The organism is Caulobacter sp. FV1ye6ST (assembly GCF_058681225.1).
The window spans coordinates 2741454-2765575 of sequence record NZ_CM178733.1; the positions used below are offsets into that span (position 1 = coordinate 2741454).

General features: G+C 67.5%; 25 protein-coding genes. 14 read left to right on the plus strand and 11 right to left on the minus strand.

Annotated features, from left to right (window positions below; all coding sequences use genetic code 11):
• Positions 1–284: 284 nt before the first annotated feature.
• From ACW175_RS13290 to ACW175_RS13310, 5 genes are all read right to left on the minus strand, one after another.
• Positions 285–986 carry a response regulator transcription factor gene (locus ACW175_RS13290; RefSeq protein WP_492100543.1) on the minus strand — a complete coding sequence of 234 codons (702 nt, stop codon included), beginning with the start codon at positions 984–986 and terminating at the stop codon, positions 285–287.
• Between the two features lie 122 nt (positions 987–1108).
• On the minus strand, positions 1109–1669 hold the full coding sequence (locus ACW175_RS13295; RefSeq protein ID WP_492100544.1) for a helix-turn-helix domain-containing protein: 561 nt from the start codon (positions 1667–1669) through the stop codon (positions 1109–1111).
• A 156-nt stretch (positions 1670–1825) separates the two neighbouring features.
• Positions 1826–2800: an XdhC family protein gene (locus ACW175_RS13300; protein ID WP_492100545.1), complete on the minus strand. Its 975-nt coding sequence runs from the start codon at positions 2798–2800 to the stop codon at positions 1826–1828.
• Positions 2797–4020, minus strand: a complete 1224-nt coding sequence (locus tag ACW175_RS13305; RefSeq protein WP_492100546.1) for an ATP-binding protein — start codon at positions 4018–4020, stop codon at positions 2797–2799. Before ACW175_RS13305 ends, ACW175_RS13300 begins: the two co-directional genes overlap by 4 nt.
• A 165-nt stretch (positions 4021–4185) precedes the next feature.
• The gene (locus ACW175_RS13310) at positions 4186–4944 is read right to left on the minus strand and encodes an SDR family oxidoreductase (RefSeq protein ID WP_492100547.1); all 759 of its coding nucleotides are present in this window, start codon (positions 4942–4944) and stop codon (positions 4186–4188) included.
• Between the two features lie 355 nt (positions 4945–5299).
• Here ACW175_RS13310 and ACW175_RS13315 point away from each other — a divergent pair, with 355 nt between their 5' ends.
• The 4 genes from ACW175_RS13315 to ACW175_RS13330 are packed head-to-tail and all read left to right on the plus strand — an operon-like array spanning position 5300 to position 10377.
• Entirely contained in the window at positions 5300–5755 is a 456-nt protein-coding gene (locus ACW175_RS13315; protein WP_492100548.1) for a (2Fe-2S)-binding protein, read from the plus strand.
• Positions 5756–5765: 10 nt separating this feature from the next.
• Entirely contained in the window at positions 5766–7928 is a 2163-nt protein-coding gene (locus ACW175_RS13320) for a xanthine dehydrogenase family protein molybdopterin-binding subunit (RefSeq protein ID WP_492100549.1), read from the plus strand.
• On the plus strand, positions 7925–9262 hold the full coding sequence (locus ACW175_RS13325) for a cytochrome c (protein WP_492100550.1): 1338 nt from the start codon (positions 7925–7927) through the stop codon (positions 9260–9262). The genes ACW175_RS13320 and ACW175_RS13325 overlap by 4 nt, the downstream gene beginning before the upstream one ends.
• Before the next feature lie 26 nt (positions 9263–9288).
• Entirely contained in the window at positions 9289–10377 is a 1089-nt protein-coding gene (locus ACW175_RS13330) for a Zn-dependent alcohol dehydrogenase (RefSeq protein ID WP_492100551.1), read from the plus strand.
• Positions 10378–10589: 212 nt separating this feature from the next.
• Here ACW175_RS13330 and ACW175_RS13335 read toward each other — a convergent pair whose 3' ends face one another.
• Positions 10590–11003 (minus strand): response regulator transcription factor, encoded by a 414-nt coding sequence (locus tag ACW175_RS13335; protein ID WP_492100552.1) that lies wholly within the window; start codon positions 11001–11003, stop codon positions 10590–10592.
• 190 nt (positions 11004–11193) lie between these two features.
• On the opposite strand from ACW175_RS13335, the gene ACW175_RS13340 reads away from it, so the two are divergent.
• A complete protein-coding gene (locus ACW175_RS13340) occupies positions 11194–11823 on the plus strand; it encodes a response regulator transcription factor (RefSeq protein ID WP_492100553.1) in 630 nt (209 codons plus the stop codon).
• A gap of 82 nt (positions 11824–11905) precedes the next feature.
• Here the strand turns inward: ACW175_RS13340 and ACW175_RS13345 are convergent, their stop codons facing one another.
• On the minus strand, positions 11906–12337 hold the full coding sequence (locus ACW175_RS13345; RefSeq protein ID WP_492100554.1) for a GlcG/HbpS family heme-binding protein: 432 nt from the start codon (positions 12335–12337) through the stop codon (positions 11906–11908).
• A gap of 265 nt (positions 12338–12602) precedes the next feature.
• Here ACW175_RS13345 and ACW175_RS13350 point away from each other — a divergent pair, with 265 nt between their 5' ends.
• Together ACW175_RS13350 and ACW175_RS13355 are read left to right on the plus strand one after the other, a co-directional pair.
• On the plus strand, positions 12603–13469 hold the full coding sequence (locus tag ACW175_RS13350) for an aldo/keto reductase (RefSeq protein WP_492100555.1): 867 nt from the start codon (positions 12603–12605) through the stop codon (positions 13467–13469).
• A 77-nt stretch (positions 13470–13546) separates the two neighbouring features.
• Positions 13547–14260, plus strand: coding sequence for an SDR family NAD(P)-dependent oxidoreductase (locus tag ACW175_RS13355; protein WP_492100556.1), 714 nt, complete (start codon positions 13547–13549; stop codon positions 14258–14260).
• An 18-nt stretch (positions 14261–14278) separates the two neighbouring features.
• Here the strand turns inward: ACW175_RS13355 and ACW175_RS13360 are convergent, their stop codons facing one another.
• Positions 14279–15469, minus strand: a complete 1191-nt coding sequence (locus tag ACW175_RS13360) for a sensor histidine kinase (RefSeq protein ID WP_492100557.1) — start codon at positions 15467–15469, stop codon at positions 14279–14281.
• A 334-nt stretch (positions 15470–15803) separates the two neighbouring features.
• Between ACW175_RS13360 and ACW175_RS13365 the strand changes: the two genes are divergently transcribed.
• The 6 genes from ACW175_RS13365 (at position 15804) to ACW175_RS13390 (ending at position 20165) form a co-directional block, all read left to right on the plus strand.
• Positions 15804–16280, plus strand: a complete 477-nt coding sequence (locus tag ACW175_RS13365) for a hypothetical protein (protein ID WP_492100558.1) — start codon at positions 15804–15806, stop codon at positions 16278–16280.
• Positions 16281–16361: 81 nt separating this feature from the next.
• Entirely contained in the window at positions 16362–16886 is a 525-nt protein-coding gene (locus ACW175_RS13370; RefSeq protein WP_492100559.1) for a cupin domain-containing protein, read from the plus strand.
• Between the two features lie 277 nt (positions 16887–17163).
• Positions 17164–18000, plus strand: a complete 837-nt coding sequence (locus tag ACW175_RS13375; protein ID WP_492104959.1) for an alpha/beta fold hydrolase — start codon at positions 17164–17166, stop codon at positions 17998–18000.
• An 86-nt stretch (positions 18001–18086) separates the two neighbouring features.
• Positions 18087–18878: an aspartyl/asparaginyl beta-hydroxylase domain-containing protein gene (locus ACW175_RS13380; RefSeq protein WP_492100560.1), complete on the plus strand. Its 792-nt coding sequence runs from the start codon at positions 18087–18089 to the stop codon at positions 18876–18878.
• Between the two features lie 126 nt (positions 18879–19004).
• Positions 19005–19769 (plus strand): thiolase family protein, encoded by a 765-nt coding sequence (locus ACW175_RS13385; RefSeq protein ID WP_492100561.1) that lies wholly within the window; start codon positions 19005–19007, stop codon positions 19767–19769.
• Between the two features lie 30 nt (positions 19770–19799).
• On the plus strand, positions 19800–20165 hold the full coding sequence (locus ACW175_RS13390) for a hypothetical protein (protein WP_492104960.1): 366 nt from the start codon (positions 19800–19802) through the stop codon (positions 20163–20165).
• A gap of 76 nt (positions 20166–20241) precedes the next feature.
• On the opposite strand, the gene ACW175_RS13395 is transcribed toward ACW175_RS13390, so the two are convergent.
• Complete coding sequence (locus tag ACW175_RS13395; protein WP_492100562.1) at positions 20242–21087, minus strand: alpha/beta fold hydrolase; 846 nt, start codon at positions 21085–21087, stop codon at positions 20242–20244.
• 203 nt (positions 21088–21290) lie between these two features.
• Here ACW175_RS13395 and ACW175_RS13400 point away from each other — a divergent pair, with 203 nt between their 5' ends.
• Entirely contained in the window at positions 21291–22124 is an 834-nt protein-coding gene (locus tag ACW175_RS13400) for an alpha/beta fold hydrolase (protein WP_492100563.1), read from the plus strand.
• A gap of 33 nt (positions 22125–22157) precedes the next feature.
• On the opposite strand, the gene ACW175_RS13405 is transcribed toward ACW175_RS13400, so the two are convergent.
• Together ACW175_RS13405 and ACW175_RS13410 are read right to left on the minus strand one after the other, a co-directional pair.
• Positions 22158–22292: a hypothetical protein gene (locus tag ACW175_RS13405; RefSeq protein ID WP_492100564.1), complete on the minus strand. Its 135-nt coding sequence runs from the start codon at positions 22290–22292 to the stop codon at positions 22158–22160.
• Between the two features lie 293 nt (positions 22293–22585).
• On the minus strand, positions 22586–24046 hold the full coding sequence (locus ACW175_RS13410) for a catalase (protein WP_492100565.1): 1461 nt from the start codon (positions 24044–24046) through the stop codon (positions 22586–22588).
• Positions 24047–24122: the final 76 nt, after the last annotated feature.

The window sequence follows — 24122 nt, forward strand, 5'->3', positions numbered from 1 at the left end:
ATCGTGCTCCTTTTCAATCCAGCGGCCGCCGCCCCGGGAGGGCCTGACCTATTTGGTCATGCGGCGCGGATTGAAAGTCTCACGGCCCGGAAGGCGCGCGCTTGAACGCAAGGTCGTCCCTTGGTTGATATGGAGACCCACATTCGAAGCGTTCGCGAAGTATACAGCGAAGCCTACGCTTTTCGTATCTCAAGTCATTCAGGCATCGCCCACCGCGCTGCCGCGGACCTGACGCGGCCACCTGTCGCGAGGCGTTCGGCTTCAGGTGCTCGCCACGTTAGAGGTCAGAGATCCAGCAGCCTGACCGCGCGGATCATGTCGGCGACCGACCGGGTCCGGAGCTTTCGCCCAGCGCTGCTGCGGTGCATCTTGACGGTGATCTCGCTGATGCCGAGTTCAAAGGCGATCTGCTTGTTGAGCAGGCCTCGGACCACGCGCCGCAGCACGTCAATCTCCCGGGGCGTCAGCTTGGTCGCCAAGGCCTGCAACTGGTCGATCTCGTCCTGGGTCAGGCGGCGGCTCCGGTCGCGCCGCAGAGCCTCGCTCACAGCATCGAGCAGATCCTGGTCGCTGAACGGCTTGGAGAGAAAGTCGATCGCCCCGGCCTTCATGGCCCGAACCGTGGTGGGCACGTCGGCGTGGCCGGTGATGAAAACGATCGGGATGTGGATGTCCATGCGGGCCAGGGTCGCCTGCAGATCCAAGCCGCTGGCGCCGGGAAGGCGCAAATCCAGGACCAGGCAGAGCGGACGGTTGGGCAGTTCGAACGCCAGCAGCTCGTCGGTCGAGCCAAAGCTCTCCGACGCCAGGTCCACCGATAGGAACAGATCCGCCAGGGTCGAACGGACGTCGGGATCATCATCGACGATCAAAACAAGCGGGGTATCGAGCGGCACGGCGCCTTCTGGATTCGTCTCGCTTGCGCCGAGGGCGTCGGTCGGAGCGCCCTGGATGGGCGTCTCGTCGGCCGGACCGCTCCCTGTCATAGCGTCTTGCTCCTAGCGCGCCTCACGCAAACGCAGGTGTGTTGGGGCGGCAAGATCGCTCAAGGCGAGCACCGACGCGCCCCCTACAATGGTATGGGGTCGGTCGATGCGATCGCTTGGCCTTACGAGGCCAGACGATGGCCATCCACCAACGCCGTCGAACCGATCGCGCGGCGCATGCGCCGCCAGGCCGAAGGGGTCTTGCCGACGATCTGATGGAACTGGCGGGTCATGTGGGACTGATCGGCGAAGCCAGCGGCCAGGGCGATGTCGCACAGGCGTTGAGAAGTCTGCAGCATCAGCGCCTTGCTGAGCTCGACCCTTCGGCGAATGACGAAAGCCCTCGGCCCCTCGCCGAAGGCGCCTTTGAACAGACGCGCGAAATAGGACCGGCTCAGCCCGACCAGTTCGGCCAGGTCCCGGCATTCGATCTGTCCGGCAAGATTCTCGTCGATATAGCGGATGACGAGACGACGCTGCCAGAGCGGCATGACGGCGTCGGCCTGGTCGCCCAGAGCCGGCGGCGCCAGCAACGTGCTCAGCCGTTCAAGGCCGGCTTCGGCCGAGCGTCTGTCGATCCGCAGATCGCGCCGGATGATCTCGACCAGCGTCTTGGCCTCCAGCATGCGCGTCGGATCCAGAAGCTCGTGATCGGTGAGCGTTTGGGACGGGGTCGGCGTCATGGCGGCCTCCTTTTCCTCAAGGTCTTGGACACACCAAACCTGCGGTTTTGTTGGGCCTGCGGCCATTCTTCCGGCGGATAGGAGACCCTATCCCCCGGTATGCCTCTCAAGCTGGAGACGCCGTCGACACCCCGTTTTCAAGGGTGCAGCCGCTCCTCAGGCGCGACGCGCCAACGTCATTTCGGCCAAGACCGCGATGGCGACGTCGAACGGCGCCTTGCCGCCAAGATCCAGGCCGATGGGGGCATGCAGCCGCGCCAGGGCGTCTTGATCGACCCCGGCGGCGCGCAGAGCCTCCAGCCGCGGCGCGAACCGGCGCCGCGCCCCTAGCAGCCCGACATAGGCCGCCTGGCCGCCCAGGGCGGCGACCAAGGCCGAATGGTCCGCCGCGTCATCGTGTCCGCAGACGGCGACATAGGTCCAGCGATCAAGCCCGCCCAGTGCGTCGAACACCTTGGGGGGATCAAGTCTGTGGTAGGCCATCCCCTTGATCGGCGGCGGAGCCGATGGTCCCCTGGCGCGCGCGAGGTGGGTCTCGAAGCCGGCCTGGACGCCCAACTGGCCGATCGCCAGCGCGATCGGGTCGCCTCCAAAGATCACCAGGCGAGGGACCGGCGCATAGGGCCGTACGATCGTCCCGGGCCATGCCGCCGGGACGGGTTCGGCGATCAGGCAAGCGCGCCGATGACCATCGCTCACCCACCAGACGGGGCGCCGCGCCCGAGCCGAGGCGGCCAGGGCCTGTCCTGAGGCGTCATCAGGCGCGATGGCTTCGATGAAGACCTCCAGGCGCGCTCCGCAAAGCAACCGGATATCGGCCCAGGGGCTGCCTTGACCGTAGATCAACTTGCGGGGAACGCCGTCGGCGAGGCAGGCCGTGGCATGGAGCGCCAGGTCAGCCTCGACGCATCCGCCGGAAAGATAGCCGTCCAACACCCCGCGCCCGAAGACCATCTGGGTTCCAACCGGCCTGGGGCCTCCCCCCTCGATCGCGGTGATGGTGGCCAACGCGGCCGGACCGGACCGCAGGGCGCGCTCAAGCGCCGGTCGCGCTTCGTCGCTCCACCCAAACAGCGGCCAGTCGTCGAGGTCTGGGATTCCGGACCCAGCTTGGGCCAGGGCCAGGCTCATCTCGGCGGCCCGCTCGTCGCCGACGGGGCGACCAGGATCACCCTCGCACGGGCGCCGACGACCTGCGAGCGCACCTCGCGCAGCTTCCGGTCCAGGCGCTCGACCGAGCAAGGGCCATGAAGGACATCCACGCCGGACAGGAAGAACATCGACGGCTCGGCCCTCAGGGCGTGGGCGTCGAACGGCGCGGGACGCGGCGCGGTGAAGACCACGCCCAGATCGGGCCGGCGATCGCGCGCGCGACGCAGCAGGCATTGCGCCCGCACGCGCCCTGGCATGTCGAGGTCGGCGACCAGCAGGTCGAACGGCGCGCCAGCTTCGACGAGCCCCAGCGCCTCGCGGCTCGAAGCCGCCGCCAGAACACGGTAGTTGCGCGCGGCCAGCTCGGCGGCCAACCGGCGGCGCTCGGCCGTATCGGTCTTGGCCAGGAGGACCGTCAAAGCTTCGCCGTCCGCCGCCGGTTCTTGATCCGCAGCCCGAGGCAGCACGATCTCGATCTTCGTTCCCCGCCCCGGCGCGCTGTGGATCTGCAGCTGTCCGCCGGCGGCTTGGACGAACCGGTCGACCATCGCCAGGCCAAGGCCCGCGCCCTTGCCTGAAGGCTTGGTGGAAAAGAAGGGCTGAACGGCCTGCAGAGCCGTCTGCGGGCTCATGCCACAGCCAGTGTCGATCACCGCCAGACAAACCTGATCGCCGCCCGAGCAATCGGATCGCGTGTTGGCCAGGCGCAGGATAAGCACACCTTGCCCGTCCATCGCATCGCGGGCGTTGATCGTCAGATTGAGCAGGGCGTCTTCGAGTTGCGCGCGATCGGCCTGAACCCGCCAGACACCCGGCGCGACCTCCAGGCGGACCTCGACCCCCTCGCCGGCTGCCTGGCGCAGCAGCCCGACGATCTCCTCGAGCATCTGCGTCGGGTCGAAGGGCGCGGCATCGGTGTCGACGCGCCGGCCCAAGGTGAGCAACTGGCTCGCCAGCTGCCCACATCGGCGGCTGGCGGCCTGCGCGTATCCCACTTGGCGTTCGGCCCAAGCGTTGCCGGCGATGCTCGCGCCGAGCCGGTCGAGGCTGCCGTTCAGGACATGAAGCAGATTGTTGAAGTCGTGGGCGACACCGCTGGCCAGAGCGCCCAGTGCGGCCAGATCCTGCGCCCGGCGCTGGGCCAGCGCCGCCTCCTGACGGCTGTCGACGACGGTCCTGTCATGCTCATCCAGGGCCATGGCCACTTGGCGAAGCTGATCGGAGGCGCCCCGAAGATCGAACGCGCCGGCCTTGCCGCAAAGGACGTCGGGAAACGCCGACGCCGCATGAGGAATGAAGTCCTGCATGGAAGATCTCCAGGCCAGAAGCCGGGACAGTCGTTGGCCGTCCCGGTAATGAGGGGGTCAGACCGGAATGGGATGGGCGACCATGTCCTCGTTGAAGGCATGGACCATGGCGTGCTCGCCAGCGCCTGGATTGTCCCGCGCGGCTCGAACGCCCTCGACCACCACCTCTTCGACGTCGCCGGCCAGGATCGCCATGGTCTCGGCGATGAAGGCGTCGAGCGGCATGGCGCGAGGATCATCGCCCTTCTTGATCAGGTCCGTATTGACCCAGGGAGGCGCGATCTCCTGCACCCGCACGGAGGTGTCGCGCAGCATGAAGCGTTGCGACAGGCTGTAGGAGTGCAGCGCCGCCTTGCTCGCCGAATAGATCGCGTTGGTGGCGAGAGGCAGATAAGCCAGGACCGACGTGTTGTTGATGATCGTGGCGCGGGGCTGGGCCTTCAGCTGTTCGATCAACGCCGACGTCATGCGGATCGGCCCCAGGAGATTGGTCGTCAGGATGGCCTGGGCCGTCCGATCGTCGATCGGACGGCTCGGATCATCGAACGGCATGATGCCGGCGTTGTTGAAGAGGACGTTGAGGGTCGGATGTTCGGCCTTCAGGCGATGGGCGGCCGCGGCGATGCTGTCGGGATCGGCGATATCCAGCTCCAGCGCATACATGCCGGGATTGGCTTCGACGACGGCGTCCAACAGCCGAATGCGGCGCCCCGAGATGATCACCGTGTTGCCCAGCTTGTGAAAAGCCTCGGCCATGGCTCGCCCGATGCCCGACGACGCGCCGGTGATGAAGATGGTGTTGTCGGTCAGGCGCATGAGGTCTTCCTCCGAAGATCGCTGAAGGGGCGCATCGTTCGGGCGCCTTGGGCAAAGAGCCGCTGGCCTCGACGACAGGTCACGCAGCGATACCGGCGCTTCCAGCCAGCGGGCGCCTATACGCCGGTATCGCCCTCCCAGGCCGAGGGCTTCCTGCGGACCGGCGGCTGCGCCCGCGCGCCTGCCCACGCTCGCCGACGCGGGCCCGCCCGCCGCCGCGCTCAGAACCCGCCCCATACCCCGGTATGCGTTTGCCGCGCCTTTTGGCGGCGCTAGTCGTGAAGGCCGAGAGGGTTCCTGGATCCTCGACAAGACCCAGCCGGACGCGACAGCGGCGCATTCTTGGGAGACGGCGGTGACCGACCTTTCGATCAATGGCGACCATCACAGCGTGACCGTCGAACCGGACACGCCGCTGCTGTGGGTCCTACGTGATGTCCTGGGACTGACCGGCACCAAGTTCGGCTGCGGCGTGGCCCAGTGCGGGGCCTGCACCGTGCATCTGGACGGCGTCGCCGTCCGGTCCTGCCAGCTGCCCGTCGGCGTCGTCGGCCAGCGCAAGATCACGACAATCGAAGCGATCGGCGCGACGCCGGAGGGCGCGCGCGTCCAGAAGGCCTGGCTGGATCTGGAAGTTATCCAGTGCGGGTACTGCCAGTCCGGCCAGATCATGGCCGCCGCGGCCCTGCTGAAGACCACACCCCATCCGACCGACGCCGACATCGACGCGGCCATGGCCGGGAACCTGTGCCGCTGCGGCACCTATGTCCGCATCCGCCAGGGCGTGAAACACGCCGCTGGCCAGGTCTGAGGAGGGTTCGATGAGCGCGCCCTCCCCCGCCCTCGACGGCTCGCGCCGTGACATGCTGCGCGCCTTGGCGGGCGGCGGGCTGATGCTGGCCATCGGCTTACCGGCCGGTCGGCTGGCGGCGGCGCGCGAAGGCCAAACGGCGGTCTTCGCGCCAGACGCCTTCATCCGCATCGGCTCGGACGGCGCCACCACCCTGATCATGCCTCAGGTGGAAATGGGTCAGGGCATCTACACCGCGATCAGCATGCTGATCGCCGAGGAGCTCGACATCACCCTCGACCGCGTCCGTCTGGAGGCGGCCCCGCCCAGCGACGCGCTTTACGGCAATCCGATCTTCAAGGTCCAGGCGACCGGCGGCTCGACCTCGATCCGGGGCTACTGGGCGCCGATGCGCAAGACCAGCGCCGCGGCCCGGTCGATGCTGGTCGCCGCCGCCGCGCGCCGCTGGAACGTCGATCCCGGCGCGTGCGAGACCCGCGATGGCGTTGTGCGCCATCCCGCCAGCGGGCGTGAAGCCGGCTATGGATCCCTGGCGCACGCCGCCAGCAAGCTGCCGCGACCGGCCGACCCGCCGCTGAAGGACCCCAAGGCCTATCGCCTGATCGGCAAGTCGCATCGCCGGCTCGACACGCCGCCCAAGGTCGATGGCAGCTTGAAGTACGGCATCGACGCCATGCCCAAGGGGGTGCGGTTCGCCACCCTGGCCGCCAGCCCGGTGCTGGGCGGCACGATCGCGCATGTCGACGACACCCAGGCGCGGGCCGTGCCGGGCGTACGCCAGATCGTGGTGCTGGAAGACCTGGTGGCCGTGGTCGGCGATCACATGTGGGCCGCAAAGAAGGGCCTGGATGCGCTGGATGTCACCTGGAACGACGGCGCCAACGCCACCGTCTCGACCGAAACCCTGCGCGCGGGGCTCCAACAGGCGGCCACGCAGGCCGGCTTGATGGTCAAGAGCCAGGGCGCGGAGGTTCGTCCCGGCGACAAGGGCGCGATCAGCGTCCACTACGAACTGCCCGTGCTCGCCCACGCGCCGCTGGAGCCGATGAACTGCACCGTGCACGTGCGTCCTGGCGGCTGCGAGATCTGGGTGGGCACCCAGGTGATGACCATGGCCCAGCGCATAGCGGCCAAGACCTTGGGCCTGCAGCCCGAACAGGTCACCATCCACAACCACCTGATCGGCGGCGGCTTTGGGCGTCGCCTGGAAGTCGACGGGGTCGAAAAGGCGGTGCGGATCGCCCGTCATGTGGACGGACCGGTCAAGGTCGTCTGGACTCGCGAAGAGGACATCCAGAAGGCGCCCTATCGCTCGATCTATGGCGGCTGGCTGACCGCACGGCTCGAGGACGGCAAGCCGGCGGCGCTGCACCACAAGGTCGTCGGCCCATCGGTGATCTCACGCTGGCTGCCGCCGGCCGTTGTCGGCGGGGTCGACACCGACGCCATCGACGGCGCGGTCGAGCAGCCCTACGCCATCCCCGGCCACCACGTCGAATACGTCCGACATGAGCCGGTGGGCATCAGCACGGCCTTCTGGCGAGGTGTGGGCCCCAACACCAACGTGTTCGCGGTCGAGAGCTTCATCGATCGCCTGGCGCGCGAGACCCGCGCCGACCCGCTGGCCTATCGCCAGGCGCTGCTCCACGACAACCCCCGTATGTTGGCGGTGCTCAACCTGGCGGCCGAAAAGGCCGGATGGGGCGGACGGCTGCCCAGACGATCGGGACGAGGCCTTTGCGCCCAGGCGGTTTTCGGCAGCTTTCTGGCTACCGTCGCGCAGGTCGAGATCGAGGACGATGGCCAGGTGCGGGTGCGCCGCCTGGTGACGGCGGTCGACTGCGGCGTGAGCGTCAATCCCGACGGCGTGATCTCGCAAATTCAGGGCGGGCTGATTTTTGGCCTGTCGGCGGCGCTGCACGGCCAGATCACCCTCGAGAACGGCCGAGTCCAGCAAAGCAACTTCCACGACTATCGCCTCGTGCGCCTGGACGAGGCGCCGGCGATTGAGGTGCATCTGATCAAGAGCGGCGAGGCCCCCGGCGGCATCGGCGAACCCGGCACCACCACGGTCCAGCCGGCGGTCGCCAACGCCATCTACGCGGCGACGGGCGTGCAATTAACGAGGATGCCGATCGACCGGGCGCTGCTGGCCAAGGGAGCCAAGGCATGACCCCGCGCGGCATTCGAGCCAAACTTTTCCTGGCCGGCGTGCTGGTCGGGCTGGCTGGGGCGGCCGCGGTCGGCCGGATGGCCTTCCTGCCCAAGCCGCTGGCCTTCGCGGGCGGACACAAGGTCGCCCTGGCCGCCTATCAGGGACCTTCGCCGACCGGCGCGCCGCCCGAACTGGCGAGCGCGCCGCTTCTGGAGCGCGGCAAATACCTGACGCAGGCGGCCGACTGCCAAGCCTGCCACACCGCCAAGGGCGGCGTCCCGTTCGCTGGCGGGCGCCCCTTCAAGCTGCCGTTCGGCACGCTCTATACGCCCAACATCACCCCCGACGCGGAGACCGGGATCGGTCGCTGGACCGACGCCCAGTTCGTGCGGGCGGTCCATAAGGGCGTGGCGGCCAACGGTCAGCGGCTCTATCCGGCGTTCCCTTACGCCTCCTATTCGCTGATGTCCGACCAGGACGTCCTGGCGATCAAGGCCTACCTCTTCTCGCTGCAGCCCGTGCGCCAGACGACCGCGCCCAACACCTTCGCCTTCCCGTTCAACCAACGCTGGCTGATGGTGATCTGGGGCCTGTTCTTCAACCCGAATGAGCGCTTCTCGCCGATCCTCGAACGCAGCCCCGAATGGAACCGCGGCGCCTATCTCGTCGAAGGTCCCACCCACTGCGGCGAGTGCCATAGTCCGCGCACGCTCATGCAGGCCATGGACACGCGTCGCAAGTTCGCCGGCGGCGCGGCCGAGGGCTGGAACGCCTACAACATCACGCCCCACCGCGAAACCGGCATCGGCGCCTGGAGTCAGGCTGACATCGAAGCCTATCTCGCCAAGGGTCACGCGCCCGGTCGCGGGGTGGCGTCGGGTCCGATGCGCGAGGCCGTGGAGCTCAGCTTCTCCAAGCTCACGCCGTCGGATATCCGCGCCATCGCCGTCTATCTCAGGAGCGTGCCGCCTGTGCGCGCACCGCATCTTGCCGCGCCGGCCGGACCCGCGCCGGCCAGTCACGCCCAGATCCCGAGCGCCAATCTCGACGGCAAGCGCATCTTCGAGGGCGCCTGCGTCAGCTGTCATGCCTGGAGCGGTTCGGGCGCGCTGGTCGCCGAGGCCCAGCTGACCGGCAAGCGCTCGGTCAACGACCCCACCGCCGCCAACGTGGCGCTGATGGTGCTCCACGGCACAGGCCCCCAGACCGCCGGAAGTCCGTACATGCCCGGCTTCAGCCGCGCCTATAGCGACGCTGAAATCGCGGCGGTGGCCAACTACGTCACCGAGCGCTTCGGCGGCAAGCCTTCTCGCATCGCTCCCAAGGATGTCGGGCGTCTGCGCGAAGAATAGCTCCCCTCCCCCACAAGGATACGGCCATGAAAGCGGCTATCTTGAACACCAACGCCGGACGTTTCGACGTCGAGGATATTCAGATCGGCGAGCCGATCGGGCGCGAGGTACTGGTCCAGGTCAAGGCGTGCGGCCTGTGCCACTCGGATCTGCACCTGGCCGAAGCCGAATATGGCACGCCACTACCCGCAGTGCTGGGTCACGAGCTGGCCGGCATCGTCACGGCCGTGGGTCCCGACGTGCGCGACTTCGCCATCGGCGACCATGTCGTCGGCTCGCTGGTCCAGTTCTGCGGCCATTGCGATCCCTGCCTCAGCGGCCGGACCTATCAGTGCGCCCATCCGGAGGAGACGCTCCGACCCGCCAAGGACGGCCAAAGGCTGACCCGCGACGGCAAGCCGGTGACGACCGGGTTCGGCACCGCCGCGTTCGCCGAGCAGACCCTGGTCCACGAAAACCAGTTGGTGAAGATCCCCGAGGCCGTGCCGTTTCCCCAGGCCTCCCTGCTGGGCTGCAGCGTGATCACCGGCGCGGGCGGCGCGATCAACACCGCCAAGATCCGTCCGGGCGAAACCGTCGCGGTGATCGGCATCGGTGGGGTGGGCCTCAATGTCATCTCCGGCGCCAAGCTGGCCGGCGCGGCGCGCATCATCGCCATCGACACCCAGAGCCAGAAGGAGACCCTGGCGCGCAAGTTCGGTGCGACGGCGTTCCTCAATCCCAGCGACGGCGACACCGTGGCGGCCGTCCAGGCCCTGACCGGCGGCGGCGTGGACCACGCCTTCGAGGTCATCGGCATCAAGCCGACCTCCGAGCAGGCCGTTCGCATGGTCAGGAAGGGCGGCGGCGCTTATCTGATCGGCCTCCACCGCCCGGGCGGCGAGATCGACATCAACGCGCTGGGCCTGATCATCAACCAGGTGAAGGTCCAGGGGGTGTTCATGGGCTCGAGCAACATCAAGCACGACATACCGATGTACGCCGACCTCCACCTGCAGGGCCGTTTCAATCTGGATGACCTGATCTCCCAGGAGATCAATATCAGCCAGATCAACGACGCTTATGAAGAGCTTAAGCATGGCGCGGTAGCGCGCAGCGTGATCACCTCGTTCTAGACCCGACATCGTGTGAGCGGGGCGTGACGCCGGTCATGCGCCGCTCACCGCCCCCGCATGTCGGCGGATCGGCCATCGTCGTGTCGATGGGCAAGACCCTGCCTGGGACCGGATAGACCCTCGTTCAGCGTCAAGTTTGCCGCTCGGCGGCTCAAGGCCGGCCAGCGTGAAGCCTCACGTCTTTCAGCCGGCTCTTGGCCAAGGCCCGACGCCTACTCCAAGGGCGCCTTGGCGCCGGTGGCGGCTTCGATTTCGTCCAGCAGCGCTTCAGGATTGAACGGCTTTTCCAGCAGGCAATGGACGCCCGAGCGGTCGGCCTGGGCGCGCACCGCGTCGGTGGCGAAGGCGGAGATCAGGATGATGGGCGCATCGCGTCCCTGGGCGCGCAGCCGGCGCGCCAGCTCCACGCCGCTCATCCCGGCCATCTGGATGTCACTGACGATGCAGCCGCTGGCGACGGCCCTGTCATCCCCCAGAAAGGCCTCGGCGCTGTCGAAGCACTCAACCGCATAACCAATGCTGGTCAGCAGGGCGCCAAGGGCCAGACGGACATCCTTATCGTCGTCAATGATCGAAACAAGCAACGGCTGTCCCACACGGGATCCTTTTCTGTCGTCGCCGACCATACTGTCCGTGACTACCGATTGAGCTTTTAGGGCGCCGTGGCAAGCCATACCAGCGTATGGGCCAATGGCTTTTGCATGCCCCTCGCGGCTAGGCTAAGTTCGCTTTCAATACTGGTGACAGACTCAAAGCTTGGCCCAGCGTTTCCCGGGCTTTGCTCCCGCAAGCCCCTTCACTCCTGTCGAAGCGCCCATGAGCAAGCCAGAATTCCTGCAGACCGCGCCGCTGGTCATCGTCGTCGACGACGACGAGTCCATTCGCGCCAGCCTAGAAGATCTGTTCCGCTCCGTTGGCCTCCAGGTCTCGAGCTTTCCGTCGACCCGCGCCTTCCTCGACAACGGCCTACCCGACCGGGCCTGTTGCCTGATCCTGGATGTGCGCATGCCCGAGGAAAGCGGCCTGGAGCTGCAAAAGCGACTGAAAGCCGAAGGCGCGCGCCTGCCTATCATCTTCATCACCGGCCATGCCGACGTGCCCATGTCGGTCAAGGCGATGAAACTGGGCGCCACCGACTTCCTGGCCAAGCCGTTCCGCGACCAAGAGCTGCTTGACGCCGTCTGGGACGCGCTGCGCTTGGATCAGGCGCGCCGACAGACCGACGAGGAAACCGGCGAACTGCGGCGCCTGGCCGAAACCCTGACGCCGCGCGAGATCCAGGTGCTCAAGGCCGTCGACCGGGGCCTGCTCAACAAGCAGATCGCCTATGAGCTCGGGATCGCCGAGATCACGGTCAAGATGCACCGCAGCAGCGCCTTCCGGAAGCTGAAGGCCACCACGGTGACTGACATGATCCAGAAGGTCCGCTCACTGAATATCCAGTAGCGGCCAGGATCGTCAGGCGCTTGCGGTCATCCAGTCCTCTTTACGACCCGCGGTGAACCCTCGCCCTGTCTCCGACCTCGCGCTAGGCGTCTAGAGATTCCAGAAACGCCTTCTGGCCGGCCGTCGCCACCGCCTCGTCCTGATCCACCGCGCCGCCGCTGACGCCGATCGCCCCGACGACCAGGCCTTCGTCGACCAGGGGCAGTCCGCCCGGCAAGGTGAGATAGCGTCCGCTCGCCACGCTTCCGACCCCAAAGAGCGGCTCGCCAGGCTGGACCATCGGGAAAAATGCGCCGCTGGGCGCGGCAAAACCATGAGCGGCCTGGGCCTTGGCGATCGCCAGATCCATGGCGCCGGGCCAGGTCGCGTCCATGCGCTGAGCCGCGACGAGCGCGCCTCCGGCGTCGAGCACCACGATCGCGGCCTTGACGCCCAACGCACTGGCTTGCGCCTGCGCGGCGGCGACGGCTTGGAAGGCTTCTTCAAGCGATATCGTCAGGTGTCTCAGCGGCATGGCTTTATCCTTGGCCGGTGCGTGGCGGGGGCGCGACAGCAGACCCGCGCCCTTCGATCCGGACCAAGGCTAGGCCCTCATCGCCTCCCGCGGCGCCCCTACCGGCGTATGCCCGCCCGACGCCCGCCACAGGCCCCAAGCATCGTGTTCCCGGCCGATCGCCATACCCCGGTATGGATTACGGCGGCCAAGCCTGAGCGCTAAGCACTGGGTCCGGTGGCGCCGCGTCGATGCTGGCGGCCATGTTTCCTGACGGAGCGCGCTCATGACCCCTCCCAATGCCGCCCGCGCGGGCTTCTTCTCGATCGGCGGCGACATGCCCGTGGCCCGTCTGGGCTATGGCGCCATGCGCGTGACCGGCCCCGGTATCTGGGGCGACCCGGCCGATCGCGACAAGGTCCTGAAGACCTTGCGCCGTCTGCCCGAACTGGGCGTGTCGTTCATCGACACCGCCAACGCCTACGGGCCGGAAGTCTCCGAACGCCTGATCCGCGAGGCTCTGGCGCCCTATGCGGGCCTGCACGTCGCCACCAAGGCCGGCCTGACCCGCCCGGGACCGGATCAGTGGGCGCCGAAGGGCGATCCCGACTACCTGGTGGCCGAGGCCAAGGCCAGTCGTGAGCGCCTGGGCGTGGAGATCATCGACCTGTGGCAGCTGCATCGCATCGACCCGCGCGTGCCGGCCAAGGAGCAGTTCGACGCCATCAAGTCGCTGATCGACGCCAAGGTTATCCGCCACGCCGGCCTCAGCGAGGTCACCGTCGCCGAGATCAAGGCCGCCCAGCGCGTGTTCCCCGTCGCCACGGTTCAGAACCGCTACAATCTCACCGACCGCACCAGCGAGGCGGTGCTGGACTACTGCGAAGAGCAGGTCATCGGGTTCATCCCATGGTTTCCGCTGTCGTCGGGCCGGCTGACCGCGCCGGGCGGGCGTCTGGAGCAGATCGGCAAGGCCCACAACGCCACGGCCGGGCAAATCGCCCTGGCCTGGTTGCTGGCCCGCAGCCCGGTTCTCCTGCCCATCCCCGGCACCTCGAGCGTCACGCACCTGGAGGAGAATGTCGCCGCCGCCGACATCACCCTCAGCCCGGAAGAGTTCGAATTCCTTGACGCGGCTGGACGTGGTCATTAGGCGCGGGCATGTGGTCGGCGGCCTTCGGTCGCCGCCATGGGCGCTCTGAACCCATGAGGCTGTCAGGCAAGCGAGCAATGGTCACGGGCGGCGCCCGCGGCATTGGCCGGGCAATCGTCGAGCGCCTGGCCGCTGAAGGCGCCGACGTGGTCTTTACCTACCGCGCCAATACCCGGGCGGCGGACCGAACAGTCGCGGTCGCATCATCCCATGGCGCGGCCGTACATGCCGTGGTCGCCGACGCAAGCGCCCCCCAAGCTCAGACCGAGGCCGTGATCCAGGCCGTCGATCGCTTGGGCGGCCTGGACATCCTCGTGCACAACGCCGGGGTGGCCAAGGTCCCGCCCGAAGCCCGTGACGACTACGGCAATTTCCGCCAGCAGTTCTCGGTCAATGTAGACGGCGTCTTCAGCGGCACGATCGCGGCCCTGGATCGCATCAGCGATGGCGGGCGCATCATCGTGATCGGCAGCGCCGGCGCCGAGCGCATGCCCTTTCCCGGAGGCGCGGTCTATGGCGCCGGCAAGGCCGCCGTCGCGGCCATGGCGCGGGGGTGGGCGCGGGACCTGGGTCCTCGCGGCATCCTGGTCAATACGGTGCAGCCTGGACCGATCGACACCGATCTCAGTCCAGAGGTCGGACCGTTCGCCCAGGTCCTACGCCGGCACATCGCCCTGGGGCGCTTCGGCCGCCCCGAGGAGGTCGCCAAGGTTGTCGCCTTCCTGGCCAGCGACGAGGCCAGCTTCATCACCGGCGCGACCATCAACGTCGATGGCGGCTTTTCGATCTAGCCGCCGCCTCAGAGGCGGCTAGCCGCGAGAAACACGCTGGTGCGCCACAGGCAGGTCGAAGCTGAGAACCGCGCCTTGCTCGCCTGGGCCCGCCCAGAGCCGGCCGCCATGCTCATCGATGATGCGGCGGCAGATCGAAAGGCCAAGACCCAACCCCTCGGCTTTTGTCGAATAGAACGGCTCGAACACGCGTTCCAGATCCTCCAGCGCGATGCCCGAGACGGTGTCCTCGACTTGGAATGTGATCCAGCCGGGCGACCGCGCACGGGCCAGGATGCGCACCTGATGATACGCGTCACGAACGCCCGCGCTGGCCTGCAGGCCGTTGATGATCAGATTGACCACGACCTGCTGAATCTGGATCGGGTCGGCCAGCACATCCGGCAAATCGGCGGCGACGTCTATGTCCAGGCTCGCGCCGTGGCGCCTTGCCTCGAATGCCGTCAGAGCCAGGGCTTCCAGGATCATGGCGCGAGGACTCGAAGCGACGCGCTCGGTCAGGCTCCGCCGGCTGAAACGCTTGATCCGCTGAACCACCGCGCCGGCATGCTCGGCATTCTTGACGATCCGGCTAAGGCCAGTGGCGACCTCGGCCGTACGGCCTCGCGCCATCCAGCGGGAAGCGGCCGCGGCGTTGTTGGCGATCGAGCTGATCGGCTGGGCGACCTCATGGGCGAGTGAGGCGGTCAGTTCGCCGACCAGGGACAGGCGGCCAACGTGGTTGAGATTGGCGCGAGCCGCCACCAGCGCCTCCTGGGCGAGCTTCTGCTCGGACACGTCAAAGGCGAAGAAATGGAGCCGTTCGAAGCCGCGCGTCTCCTGCGGCAGGTTGGCCCGCCAGATGATCGGAACCGTCAAGCCGTCGGGCCGACGAAGAACCCGTTCGCCCTCGCAGGATCGCGCCCGGCTGGCGATCGCCCGCAGCACCTGGCCGTTGCTGGCGATATCCGCCGGCCAAAGGGTCGAGACCTGCCGTTGAAGCGATCGCAGATCGGGTACGTCGAACAGCTCCAGCGCACGACGATTAGCGTCGACGACCGCGTGGCGACGGCGCACTTCGACGACGAAATCGGGATTGCCGGCCAGGAACCCGTCGAAGTCGTCGACCCCGCTGGCCAAGACCGCCATCACCTCCGCGCGAACGCCGGACCAGTCCTCGCAAAGGATCGGAATGGGCGACAGGTCGAAGAGATCAGGGTGATGAGGCAAGTGCGTCGGTCTTCGCAAAGTTGACCGCGCAGCCGCGATCCAGACCGGGCCAAACTAGCATTTCAAAGAGCCATAGAAGTCTTTTGCCCCCCTCTACCAAGGTATGGGATCGCCTGCGTCCGGCTGATACCAGGTCCGCTTTGCGTTCGAGATCAAAGGGTTTCGGTGACGAAAGAACAACCCAAAACACCGTCAACGCCACACATCAGTCTAGACGACCTGAACGGCGGTATAGCTCTCACGATCCTCTTGGTTGGAGCACTCTGACCCAGCATTGAACATGGAAATCATGCGCAGCGCGACGCTGCGACGACTTCCTTCGCTGGAGAAAATCATGCGCTCACCCTTGATGATCGCGGCCTTGGTGGCCGCCTCGATGCTCGCCTTCACGCCGATGGCGGCTGGCGCGGCCTCTCATCGCGGGGCCGACGACGTCGTGACGACCGAAAAGGCTCCGTCTGGCCAGATCAAGCTGTCGGCGGGCGATGTCGCTGTCGGCGTCGGCTTCGTCTGGGGCGGCGGCGTCCTGACGTTTCAGGGCATGGACAAGCCGTTCACCCTGTCGGGTCTGTCGGTGATCGATATCGGCGCGGCGCACATCGACGCCGCCGGCACGGTTCACAATCTGGAACGCATCGAGGACTTTCCCGGCACCTACACCGCGCTGAGCGTCGGCGCCACGGTCGCGGGCGGCGGCAACGCGGTGATCCTGCGCAATCAGAATGGCGTGGTGATCAAGCTCAAGGGCGCCAGTGAAGGGCTGCGGCTCAACATCGCCGCCGAGGGCCTGAAGGTGAAGTTCAAGAAGTAGACCCCTCGTCGCCATGGCGCACTTGCCCATGCGGCGGGAGCGCAAGGCGCCGCCATCGCCCCAAATTTCTAGGAGGCTCCGATGCCCCTGCCCCATCCGGCCTTCGCGACCGTCTTCTCGTCGGCGCGCGCCGTCGGCGACGACGACGACAAGCAGCCGTTCGAGCTGGGGGCGCGACAAGCCTTGGTCACGATCCTGGACCGCTTGGGCGAGCAACCCGTCGAGCGTGTTTGCCCGATGATCGCGCGCCAACGTCTCGAGGGTGGCGCAAGCACCTTCACCCGCTGGGCCTTCAAAGCGGGCGCGACGTCTCCGATGCGTCGCAATCCCGGCGAGCTGATCACCTGGATCACCCAGGGACGCGTCGAGGTCCAAGCGGATGGCCACGCACTGGTGATGGGGCCGGGCGATGTGATCATCATCCCGCCCTATGCGCCGCACGCCTTGGCGTTCACCGCGGACACCGTCTGCATCGCCATTTCCACCGTCCCGCTGGGCGACGGCGAACCGCGTCCCGGGCGGCGCTTCCAAGACATCGCTCGCCGCGCCGTCGCGGCCTCGGCTGGACGGTCGTCCGGTTGCCGTAGCCCAGACCTCTCCGACTGAAACCTGCTGAGCAAGAAGACGATCGTTCCAGAGGTCGCCACCCTTTCAAGCCCTGGCGTCGCCGAAAGGCGATCCTTCTCCCCGACCCGCGCTCGTGCGTGGGCAGGCCCAACTCCAAGGACCGCCGATGAGCAGTTCCCACTCCAACGACGACGGCGCTTCGCGGCGCGACGTCCTGACCTCGGGGCTCAGCCTCGCGGCCCTGGCGACCCTGTCGCCGCTTTCTTCCGGCACGGCGCTCGCCGCGTCGGCTTCCCCCGCAAAAGGAGCGATCCGCATGAGCAGCGGCTTCATCACCACCAAGGACGGTACGCAAATCTTCTACAAGGATTGGGGACCCAAGACCGCCCAGCCGATCGTGTTCCACCACGGCTGGCCGCTGAGCGCCGACGACTGGGACGCTCAGATGATGTTCTTCCTGCTGCAGGGCTACCGCGCCATCGCCCATGACCGCCGCGGCCACGGCCGGTCGAGCCAGACCGACACCGGCAACGAGATGGACACCTACGCCGCCGACGTCGCGGCCCTGACCGACCACCTGGACCTGAAGGGCGCGGTGCACGTCGGTCACTCGACCGGCGGCGGCGAAGTCGCCCGCTATGTCGCCCGCGCCAAGCCGGGCCGGGTGGCCAAGGCGGTGCTGATCGGCGCCATTCCGCCGGTCATGCTGAAGTCGCCCAGCAACCCCAACGGCACGCCGATCGAGGTGTTCGACGGCTTCCGCGCCGCGCTCGCCGCCAACCGCGCCAAGTTCTACCGCGATGTGGCCGCCGGTCCGTTCTACGGCTTCAACCGCCCGGGCGCGACGGTCATCCCCGAGAACGCCGACAACTGGTGGCGCCAGGGCATGATGGGCGGCGCCAAGGCCCATTACGACTGCATCAAGGTGTTCTCCGAGACCGACTTCACCGAGGACATGAAGGCCATCACCGTCCCGGTGCTGCTGATGCACGGCGAGGACGACCAGGTCGTGCCGATCGACGCGGCCGCCCGCATCGGCATCAAGCTGCTGAAGAAGGGCACGCTGAAGACCTATCCTGGCTTCCCGCACGGCATGGCTACGACCCATGCGGACGTGATCAATCCGGATCTCCTGGCCTTCATCAAGGCCTAGGGCAGACGCAGGGCCGCCCGCGTCTCCCGCGGGCGGCCCTGCCGTCCTTCGCGCGCTCCTGGCGCGCCTTCCAAACGCCCTCTGAAATGACCGACATCACGTCCCCCGCCCAGGCGTCCACTGGCGAGCCGTCTTCACGCCCTTCACCCCAGCGTTCCTGGGTCGTTCGTCTGGGCAAGCGCTTGCGTCCCGGGTTCAACGCCCTGATCGCCCGCGCCTCGCTGGTGTCCAACGATCCCGTCCTCGATGTGAGCGCGTTTCCCTGGATCGCCACGCTGGAGGCCAACTGGGCGCTGATCGCCCGTGAGGCCATGACGGTTCTAGCGCATCAGGATGCTGTGCCGCCTCTCGCCGAGATCTCGGCTGACCACGCCCGGATCGCCGCCGATGGGCGCTGGCGTTCGTTCTTCCTCTACGGCTATGGCTATCGGGTCGAAGAGAACTGTGCGCGCGCCCGCTCAACGGCGGCGCTGCTGCGCTTGGCGCCGGGCCTGAACTCGGCGTTCTTCTCAATCCTGGCGCCGGGCGCCCACATTCCCCGCCACCGCGGGGTGACCAAGGGAATCCTCACCTATCACCTGGGCTTGATCGTGCCGCGCGAGCCCGAGCGTTGCCGGATGCAGGTCGAGGACCGCATGGTTTACTGGACGGCCGGCAAGGGCCTGGTGTTCGACGACAGCCAGCAGCATGAGGTGTGGAACGACACGGAAGACACCCGCGTGGTCCTCCTGGTTCAGTTCGCCCGGCCACTGCGCTGGTACGGACGATGTCTGTCCCAGCTTTTCCTGGGTTGCGTGCGGCGGAGCGCCTTCATCCAGGATGCGCGCCGAAACCTGGCGGTTTGGGACGAAGCCTATCGCCGGGCTGAACACCACTAGACCGCGCAGGCCACCGCGAGCGCCCGAGCTCGTCACGCCGCCTAGACGTCGACGAAGTCGAACGCGCGCGTCCGCTGAAATTCAATCTCGCCGGCCCGCCGGCCTTTCGAAACCAGGAGTTTCTAGATGTCCAACGTCGTCATCGCCGGCTATGTGCGGACCCCGTTCCACTTCGCCCGCAAGGGCGCCTTGGCCGATGTTCGTCCCGACGACCTGGCCGCCACGGCGCTGAGAGGCCTGGTCGACCGGCTGGACCTTGATCCGGCCAGTCTCGAGGACGTCCTGCTCGGCTGCGCCTATCCCGAAGCGTCCCAGGGCAACAACATCGCCCGCATCGCCGTCCTGCTGGCCGGTCTGCCCATCGCGCTATCGGGCATGACCGTCAATCGGTTCTGCGGCTCGTCGATGTCGGCTATTCATATCGCCGCCGGCCAGATCGCGATCGGCGCGGGCGAGGCTTTCCTCTGTGGCGGCGTGGATTCGATGTCCATGGTCCCGCAAGGCGGGTTCAACTTCTCGCCTAATCCACGCTTCCGCTCGCCAGACCGGCCCAACGCCGAACTGGCGATCGAGGCCTATATCTCCATGGGCGAAACGGCCGAGAACGTCGCGGCGCGGTATGGCGTCTCGCGCGCCGACCAGGAAAAGCTGGCCTACGCCTCGCAGAGGAAGGCCGCCGCCGCCCAGGCCGCGGGTCACCTCGCCGGCGAGATCGTCCCTGTGACGACGCCGGCGGGGGTCGTGATCGATACCGATGGCTGCCTGCGCTCCAATACCAGCCTGGAGGGTTTGGCGGGCCTGAAGCCAGCGTTCCGTCCGGACGGTTCGGTGACCGCTGGCACGGCCTCGCCGCTCACCGACGGCGCCTCGGCCACCCTGGTCTGCAGCTAGGCCTATGCTGAAGGCAACGGCCTGGAGATCCTGGCCCGCATCCGCGCGGTCGCTTCGGCCGGCTGTCCGCCCGAGATCATGGGCATGGGTCCGGTCCCGGCCACGCTCAAGGCCTTGGCGCGGGCGGGCCTGAGCGTCTCCGACATCGATGTGTGGGAGATCAACGAGGCCTTCGGCAGCCAGGCGGTGGCGTGCATCCGCGAGTTGGGCATCGACGAGGCCAGGGTCAATCTCGATGGCGGCGGCATCGCGATCGGTCATCCCCTCGGCGCGACCGGCGCGCGGATCACCGGCAAGGCCGCCCAGATCCTCAAGCGGGACGGCAAGCGGCTGGCCGTCTCCACCCAATGCATCGGCGGCGGCCAGGGCGTGGCGACGGTTCTCGAAGCCGTCTAGCGCCCTGCGCCAACAAAAGGGGCCTGGCTAAGCCAGGCCCCTTGCAAGCGCCTTCGCAGTTCGATCCCAAGCCGGTCTAGGCGTTCAGGAAAGCCGTCACATCGGCTCCGAAGGCGGCGGCGTGCTGGAAGAGGAAGCCATGGCCGGCGTCGGGATAGATGGTCAGCTGGGCGTTGGGGATCAGGCCGGCCATCAGACAGCTGAGCTTGGGCGGGATCATCGCATCGGCGTCACCATTGGCCACGAAGGTCGGCTGGGTGATCGCCTCCAGGCGCTGCAGCGCGCCGTGGTCGGGCACGCCCCATTCGCAGACGGCGTCATAGTGCGCGTCGCGCGTCTGCAAGGAGCTGACCGCATCGCGGCCTTCCGATCGGGCCATGAACCGGCCCAGATAGGCCCCGCCGGCGGCCTGGCTGGTCTTGGTGGGCTTGAAGAAGGTGTAGAGCAGCTCGGCTGCTCCCGGCTCGTCCTTGCGCACCGCGTCGGCGATGTCTTTGCGCCAGCCATGCATGGCCGGACCGCCGCGCGGGGCGGTGGCCGCCAGGATCAGCTTGCGCACCAGGCTCGGCCGGATCAGGGCCACGTCCTGGGCCACGAAGCCGCCAAGCGAGAAACCCAGCAGGTCGACGGTCTTGAGGCCCAGGGCCTCGCAGAAGGCGATCACGTCACGCGCCATCTCCGCGATCGTCGAAGGCGTCACGCCGCTGGTGCTGGCCACACCCCGGTTGTTGAAGAGGATCACCTCGCGGTCGCGCGCCCACGGATCGAGGAGATCCAAGTCCCAGGTCTCCATGTCGCCGCGGAAGCGCGGCAACAGGACGAGTGACGTGCCGCCGGTCTTGCCAAACCGCCTGTAGGCGTAGCGCACGCCATTGGCGGCTTCGATGAAATGAGTAGGCACGGTCAGGGTCGTGTCGGTCATCTGAAAGCTCCGGAAGTCCGTCTGCGCGCCGGGGTCGTCGGGCGCGGGTGCAACGGCTTGTCGGTTCACAGTTTCGGGTCAGGCGCGACCGACCGCCATCATCCCGAGTGATGGGGGACCCCATACCCCGGTTCAGGACGGTCACAGCCACGCCCATCGCTAAGAAGGGAGAAATATCGTCTGGCCTTTGGCCCGGAGCGTCCATGACCGCCCTACCCGACATCGGCCAGATCGAGCACATCGTCGTCGACGGCCTGCAAATCCGCATCGCCCGCAGCGGCCGATCGCAGGGAACGCCGATCCTCCTGACCAGCCCCTGGCCGGAGAGCATTTACGCCTTCCGCGACACGGTCCCGGCGCTTGTCGGGCTAGGACCCGTGATCGCCGTGGACCTGCCAGGCTTTGGCCGCTCGGAGGGACGCCTCGACGTGATCGCGCCCGAAGCCATGGGCCACTTCCTGATCGGTCTGATCGAGATGCTGGGCTATGACCGCGTCCACGCCATCGGTCCTGATGTCGGCACACTGGCCCTGTTGTTCGCGGCCCATCATCGGTCCGACCTGTTCGAGAGCCTGATCCTGGGCAGCGGCGCCACCGACGCGGCTCTAGCCGGACCCGAACTGCAGGCGCTGATCGACAGCGCGCCTGGATACTTCGAAGCCATGGACGGCGGCGATATCGCGGTCGGCTTCGTCACCCAGTCGGCCGCCAACCCCACGCCGGCGGCCGTCCTGGAGGACTATCGCGCCGCCTCGGCCGGTCGACGCTTCGAGGACGCCGCCAACTTCGTCCGGGCCTATCGCCAGGAACTGCCGCGCCTGCGCACCCTGCTGCCCACCATCGAGACGCCGGTCCTGGTCCAGGCCGGCCGCCATGACCCAGGCGTGCCGCCGCCCAACGGCCAGTTGCTCGCCGATAACCTGCCCCACTGCCGGCACGTGCTGCTTGAGGGCGGACACCTGGTCTGGGAAGACGCAGCCCAAGCCTATGCCGAGGGCGCGACCGAATGGATCGCCGGTGGCTACCGCGAAATCTGACTTCCGCCGGGAGAGCGCCCTCGACGCGGGGCGTTAGGAATTTGCCGCGCCCCAGATCTTGGTGGCGGTGATCATCGTGTCGTCGTCGAGCACGACCTCGGCCGAGCCAGGGCCGTGCGGAAGGGAGAGTCCGATCTCCGCACCTCTGGCGCGCGCGAAGATTTTCAAGGACGCGGCGCCTGGGACAACGCCCTGCAACGCGACCTGACCAGGGGGCGAGCGAGCTCAGCGATGCTGGTGTGGGCGATCTGATCGCCAAGCGGTTGATGGCGGAAGCGAGCGGCATTCACTCCCTGGATAGTGGCCGCGCCCGCGCCGCCGGTCTCGGCCGCTCCACGCGCGGCGGGTGAACGCGATCCGATGCCGAGCCGTCAATCCTGCCCCCGACCCCTCCGGCTCGTTGCCGGCGAACAGACCAAGGCCTGCGCCGGACGCGCGCGGCGCGTCCGGCGCCAGAGACCCTATTCGGCCGCCTGGCTTACGGGCGCCAGTCGCGCCAGCGCTTCGGCCACGCCCGCGCCATAAGCCGGGTCGGCCTTGGCGCAGTTGGCGATGTGGCGCTGCTGGACATCGACCGATGCGCCGCCGACCGAGCGGGCGGTGTTGTCGAACAGCGCCTGGCGCTGCGCGGCGTCCATCATGCGAAAGAGGTCGCCCGGCTGCTGGTAGTGATCGTCGTCGACCCGATGGTCCCAATGCGCGGCCGCCCCATCGATCGCCAGCGGGGGTTCCTGCAGGGCAGGATGATCGGCCCACGCGCCCTTGCTGTTGGGCCAGTAGTGGGTCTCGCCCCCCAGGTTGCCGTCGGTGCGCATCGCGCCGTCGCGGTGATAGGCATGGTAGGGGCACTTGGGCGCGTTGACGGGAATCAGGTTGTGATTGGCGCCCAACCGGTAGCGCGCGGCGTCGCCGTAGGAGAAGAGGCGCGCCTGCAGCATCTTGTCCGGCGAGAAACCAATGCCCGGCACGATATTGGCTGGCGAGAAGGCGGCCTGCTCGACCTCGGCGAAAACGTTCTCGGGATTGCGGTTCAGCTCCATGACCCCGACCTCGATCAGAGGGAACTCGGCCTTGGGCCAGACCTTGGTCAGGTCGAAGGGATTGAACCGGAAGGCCTTGGCCGCCTCCTCCGTCATGATCTGCACCGACATCGTCCAGCGCGGGAAGTCGCCGCGCTCGATGGCCTCGAAGAGGTCGCGTTGGCTGCTCTCGCGGTCCTTGCCGACCACGGCCTCGGCTTGCGCGTCAGTCAGGTTCTCGATCCCCTGGTGGCTGCGGAAGTGGAACTTGACCCAGACGCGCTGGTTGGCCGCGTCCAGGAAACTGTAGGTGTGACTGCCAAAGCCGTGCATGTGGCGAAAGCCCCGCGGCAGGCCCCGCTCGCTCATCACGATGGTCACCTGGTGCAAGGCCTCCGGCAGCAGGGTCCAGAAGTCCCAGTTGTTCTGCGCGCTGCGCATGCCCGTGCGCGGGTCGCGCTTGACCACGTGGTTGAGGTCGGGGAAACGCAGCGGATCGCGGAAGAAAAAGACCGGCGTGTTGTTGCCCACCAGGTCCCAGTTGCCCTCGTCCGTGTAGAACTTCAGGGCAAAGCCGCGGATGTCGCGCTCGGCGTCGGCCGCGCCACGCTCGCCGGCGACCGTCGAGAACCGGGCGAAGAGCGGGGTCTGCTTGCCGATCTCGGCGAAAACGCTGGCCTTGGTGAACCCCGTGACGTCGCCTGTAACGGTGAAGGTCCCATAGGCGCCCGAGCCCTTGGCGTGCATGCGCCGCTCCGGGATCACCTCGCGATCGAAGTGGGCCAGCTTTTCGATCAGCCAGATATCCTGCAGGAGGGCGGGTCCGCGCGGGCCGGCGGTTTCGATATTGACGTTGTCGACGACGGGCGCGCCGTTGGCGCGGGTGAAACGGACGTCTGACATGGAAGGCTCCAGGAAAAGGTCTTTCCCGCAGCTTGGCCTTTCGATCACCCTGTTGGCTTGAAGGTTTGGCGCTTAA

What these genes read in the sequence shown, in the direction of transcription:
- ACW175_RS13290 (WP_492100543.1), bottom strand. Translation starts at nt 986, where the DNA reads ATGACAGGGAGCGGTCCGGCCGACGAGACGCCCATCCAGGGCGCTCCG.
- ACW175_RS13295 (WP_492100544.1), bottom strand. Translation starts at nt 1,669, where the DNA reads ATGACGCCGACCCCGTCCCAAACGCTCACCGATCACGAGCTTCTGGAT.
- ACW175_RS13300 (WP_492100545.1), bottom strand. Translation starts at nt 2,800, where the DNA reads ATGAGCCTGGCCCTGGCCCAAGCTGGGTCCGGAATCCCAGACCTCGAC.
- ACW175_RS13305 (WP_492100546.1), bottom strand. Translation starts at nt 4,020, where the DNA reads ATGGCCCTGGATGAGCATGACAGGACCGTCGTCGACAGCCGTCAGGAG.
- ACW175_RS13310 (WP_492100547.1), bottom strand. Translation starts at nt 4,944, where the DNA reads ATGCGCCTGACCGACAACACCATCTTCATCACCGGCGCGTCGTCGGGC.
- ACW175_RS13320 (WP_492100549.1), top strand. Translation starts at nt 5,766, where the DNA reads ATGAGCGCGCCCTCCCCCGCCCTCGACGGCTCGCGCCGTGACATGCTG.
- ACW175_RS13325 (WP_492100550.1), top strand. Translation starts at nt 7,925, where the DNA reads ATGACCCCGCGCGGCATTCGAGCCAAACTTTTCCTGGCCGGCGTGCTG.
- ACW175_RS13330 (WP_492100551.1), top strand. Translation starts at nt 9,289, where the DNA reads ATGAAAGCGGCTATCTTGAACACCAACGCCGGACGTTTCGACGTCGAG.
- ACW175_RS13335 (WP_492100552.1), bottom strand. Translation starts at nt 11,003, where the DNA reads ATGGTCGGCGACGACAGAAAAGGATCCCGTGTGGGACAGCCGTTGCTT.
- ACW175_RS13340 (WP_492100553.1), top strand. Translation starts at nt 11,194, where the DNA reads ATGAGCAAGCCAGAATTCCTGCAGACCGCGCCGCTGGTCATCGTCGTC.
- ACW175_RS13345 (WP_492100554.1), bottom strand. Translation starts at nt 12,337, where the DNA reads ATGCCGCTGAGACACCTGACGATATCGCTTGAAGAAGCCTTCCAAGCC.
- ACW175_RS13350 (WP_492100555.1), top strand. Translation starts at nt 12,603, where the DNA reads ATGACCCCTCCCAATGCCGCCCGCGCGGGCTTCTTCTCGATCGGCGGC.
- ACW175_RS13355 (WP_492100556.1), top strand. Translation starts at nt 13,547, where the DNA reads ATGGTCACGGGCGGCGCCCGCGGCATTGGCCGGGCAATCGTCGAGCGC.
- ACW175_RS13365 (WP_492100558.1), top strand. Translation starts at nt 15,804, where the DNA reads ATGCGCTCACCCTTGATGATCGCGGCCTTGGTGGCCGCCTCGATGCTC.
- ACW175_RS13370 (WP_492100559.1), top strand. Translation starts at nt 16,362, where the DNA reads ATGCCCCTGCCCCATCCGGCCTTCGCGACCGTCTTCTCGTCGGCGCGC.
- ACW175_RS13375 (WP_492104959.1), top strand. Translation starts at nt 17,164, where the DNA reads ATGAGCAGCGGCTTCATCACCACCAAGGACGGTACGCAAATCTTCTAC.
- ACW175_RS13380 (WP_492100560.1), top strand. Translation starts at nt 18,087, where the DNA reads ATGACCGACATCACGTCCCCCGCCCAGGCGTCCACTGGCGAGCCGTCT.
- ACW175_RS13385 (WP_492100561.1), top strand. Translation starts at nt 19,005, where the DNA reads ATGTCCAACGTCGTCATCGCCGGCTATGTGCGGACCCCGTTCCACTTC.
- ACW175_RS13395 (WP_492100562.1), bottom strand. Translation starts at nt 21,087, where the DNA reads ATGACCGACACGACCCTGACCGTGCCTACTCATTTCATCGAAGCCGCC.
- ACW175_RS13400 (WP_492100563.1), top strand. Translation starts at nt 21,291, where the DNA reads ATGACCGCCCTACCCGACATCGGCCAGATCGAGCACATCGTCGTCGAC.
- ACW175_RS13410 (WP_492100565.1), bottom strand. Translation starts at nt 24,046, where the DNA reads ATGTCAGACGTCCGTTTCACCCGCGCCAACGGCGCGCCCGTCGTCGAC.